This is a genomic window from Streptomyces sp. AC627_RSS907 (assembly GCF_019049165.1).
In genome coordinates, this window is record NZ_JAGMUE010001532.1 from 1 (window position 1) to 563 (window position 563).

General features: G+C 75.0%; 1 protein-coding gene. It reads left to right on the top strand.

What is annotated here, in order from left to right; all coding sequences use genetic code 11:
• Nucleotides 1-563: SGNH/GDSL hydrolase family protein (locus KUM32_RS42845; protein ID WP_217146955.1), on the top strand; the 563-nt coding region annotated here is incomplete at both ends.

Sequence of the window (563 nt, forward strand, 5' to 3'; positions counted from 1 at the left end):
GAGCAGGTGCCGCGCGTCCTTGAGCTGGGGCCCGAACTCGTGTCGTTCTGCGCGGGCGGCAACGACATCCTGCGACCGGGCAGCGACCCGGACGACGTCGCCAGCCGGTACGAGGCGGCGGTGGCCAAGCTCGCGTCGTCCGTGGGCACCGTGCTGGTGTGCACCGGCTTCGACACGCGCGACGTGCCGGTGCTGCGGCATCTACGCGGGAAGATCGCGACGTACACGGCGCACGTGCGCGCCATCGCCGACCGCTACGACTGCCCGGTGCTCGACCTGTGGTCGCTGCGCTCCGTGCAGGACCGGCGCGCCTGGAGCGCTGACCGCCTGCACCTGTCGCCCGACGGTCACACCCGGGTCGCCCTGCGCGCCGCGCAGGTCCTCGGCCTCGAGGTGTGCGCCGACCCCGACCAGCCCTGGCCGCCGCTGGCCCAGCGCCCCGCCGCGGCCGTGCGCCGGGACAACATCCACTGGGCGCGCGAGCACCTGGTCCCCTGGATCGGCCGCCGGCTGCGTGGCGAGTCCTCCGGCGACCACGTCGAGCCCAAGCGGCCCGACCTGCT